General features: G+C 68.9%; 2 protein-coding genes. Both read left to right on the forward strand.

All coding sequences use genetic code 11. The features are described 5' to 3' along the window. Positions 1-576: 576 nt before the first annotated feature. A complete protein-coding gene (locus AB0J55_RS45440) occupies positions 577-1,620 on the forward strand; it encodes a LacI family DNA-binding transcriptional regulator (RefSeq protein WP_364264364.1) in 1,044 nt (347 codons plus the stop codon). Positions 1,621-1,730: 110 nt separating this feature from the next. Then, a complete protein-coding gene (locus AB0J55_RS45445) occupies positions 1,731-2,711 on the forward strand; it encodes an ABC transporter substrate-binding protein (protein ID WP_364264367.1) in 981 nt (326 codons plus the stop codon). The last annotated feature ends 70 nt before the right edge of the window (positions 2,712-2,781 follow it).

Below are 2,781 nucleotides of genomic sequence, written 5' to 3' on the forward strand. Positions count from 1 at the left end.
AGGCCCAAAAATCACTTTGAGCCAGGCCCGCAACCCACAGCAAAACGCAAGAGGACAACGCAACCTTGCGGGCCTGGCTCAAAGTGATAGGCCTCAATCAGGCGACGGGATGACCACCCAGCGACCCCCAGCCAAAGGCAAGACAACAAGCCAACCCAAGGCCATCCCAGAGCCTGCCCGTCCGGCGAGGACAATCTTTTCACCCAAAGGGTCGTACCAGGGAGTCGGTTCCCGCACCCGGAGGGTCGGCTCACGTACCTGGAGGGTCGGCTCACGTACCCAGAGGGTCGGTTCGCCCACCTGAACGGTCCCACCTCCACCCCCTGTGCTAACCACCCCCACCCACCGGCGAACATGCGCTTGAACACCGCCCCCCACCCCCAGCCGGTGAATTTCAAACGAAGCTCCCCGCAGGTCGGACCCCCGAACCCAGCACCATCCCCATGTGAAGCCCACGTGACTAGACCGTTACGCGACCCGCTCTTGACCCCGCTGGTGTTATCGCTAACACTAACTCCTCGTCGTCACCGGAACAGGTGACACAGACCATGTCGGAGCGGACGGAAGGGGACGCCGGTGGCCGAACGACCCCGCTCCGGCGGCCCCGTCAAGGCGACCGCCGCCGGGACGCGGCAGCCCAGCCTGACCGACGTCGCGGGCGTGGCGGGCGTGTCCCACATGACCGTGTCCCGGGTGATCAACGGGACCGGCCCGGTGCGCCCCGAGACCCGGGCCCGGGTGCTCGCGGCCATCGAAGAGCTGGGCTACCGGCCCAATTCCGCGGCCCGTGCGCTGGTCACCGGGCGGACCGGCACGCTCGGCGTCGTCGCGCTTGAGTCCAATCTGTACGGTCCGGCCAGCACGCTGTACGGCATCGAGAACGCCGCCCGGGAAGCCGGGTACGCGATCACGATCTCGAGTGTCAGCCGGCCGGGGCGGTCGTCGATCGCCGACGCGGTGGAAAACCTCCGCCGGCAGGCGGTCGAGGGCATCATCGTGATCGCCCCGCACGTCACCGCGGGCCGGGCCCTGGAGGCCGCGCCCGCGGACTTCCCGGTCGTCGCGGTCGGCGGCGGGGAGGCGGCACCGGTGCCGGTCATCTCCGTCGACCAGCGCGACGGCGCCCGCCGGGCCACCGAACACCTCCTGGCGCTGGGCCACCGCACGGTGTGGCACATCGCCGGGCCGGAGGACTGGCTGGAGGCCCGCGACCGCGAACTCGGCTGGCGGGAAACCCTGGAACGCCACGGTGTCGGCGTGCCACGGGTGATCCGCGGCGACTGGAGCTCGCGCTCCGGGTACGAGGCGGGGCGATCCCTCGCCAAGGAAAAGGATCTGGACGCCGTCTTCGCCGGCAACGACCAGATGGCACTGGGCCTGCTGCGCGCGTTCGCCGAAGCGGGCATCTCGGTGCCGCGGGACGTGCGCGTGGCGGGCTTCGACGACGTCCCCGAGGCGGCGTACTTCACGCCGCCGCTGACGACGGTGCGCCAGGACTTCATCGAAGTCGGACGGCGTACGTTCGGCCTGCTGGCCGGACGGATGGACGGAGGCGACCGGCACGCGCGCGCCCTGGTCGTCCCCGAGTTGATCGTGCGCGAGAGCACCGGACCGCGGTAGCGCGGCGGCCGGCGCGGACCGGTGGTTCCGCAGGGATTGTTAGCGCTAACAAGCAATTTCGACACAGAGTTCCACCCCAGGTTTCCCCACTGATCATCGTCGATCGAGGAGTGAACGTGCTGAAGAAGCGATGGGCCGCCGCGGCGGCCGCGGCGGCCGGACTCGTGCTGCTCACCGCCTGCGGGAGTGGCGGTTCGTCCGGCTCGTCCGGCGGGGCCACCACGCTCGGCTTCGCCCAGGTGGGTGCGGAGAGCGGCTGGCGGACGGCGAACACGAAGTCGATCCAGGAGTCGGCCAAGACCGCCGGGATCGAGCTGAAGTTCTCCGACGCGCAGCAGAAGCAGGAGAACCAGATCTCCGCGATCCGCTCGTACATCCAGCAGAAGGTCAAGGTCATCGCCTTCTCGCCGGTGGTCGAGTCCGGCTGGGACACCGTGCTCAAGGAGGCGAAGAACGCCAACATCCCGGTCATCCTGACCGACCGCGCGATCGACTCGCCGGACAAGTCGCTCTACAAGACCTTCCTCGGCTCCGACTTCGTCGCCGAGGGCAAGAAGGCGGGGGAGTGGCTGACCAAGGAGTTCGGCAGCGCCACCGGCCAGGTCAACATCGTCGAGCTGCAGGGCACCACCGGCTCGGCCCCGGCGAACGACCGCAAGAAGGGCTTCGGCGACGTCATCGCCGCGGACCCGAAGTACAAGATCGTCGCCTCGCAGACCGGTGAGTTCACCCGCGCCAAGGGCAAGGAGGTCATGGAGGCCTTCCTGAAGTCCCAGCCGAAGATCGACGTGCTCTACGCGCACAACGACGACATGGCCCTCGGCGCCATCGAGGCCATCGAAGCCGCCGGCAAGGTCCCGGGCAAGGACATCAAGATCGTCTCGGTGGACGCGGTCAAGGACGGCATGCAGGCGCTGGCCGACGGCAAGATCAACCACATCGTCGAGTGCAACCCGCTGCTCGGCCCGCAGCTGATGGACCTGGTCAAGAAGGTCGCCGCCGGCGAGCAGGTGCCCGCCCGCATCGAGACCCAGGAAACCGAGTTCGACCAGGCGTCGGCCAAGGCCGCGCTCCCGCAGCGCCAGTACTGACACTCGCCCGCCGGTCGTGAGTGGGTACCGGCGGCGGCCCTGCCGAAGGCATTGGACCGCCTGGCGGCGC

Source organism: Amycolatopsis sp. NPDC049688, assembly GCF_040674975.1.
In the GTDB taxonomy this organism is placed as follows: domain Bacteria; phylum Actinomycetota; class Actinomycetes; order Mycobacteriales; family Pseudonocardiaceae; genus Amycolatopsis.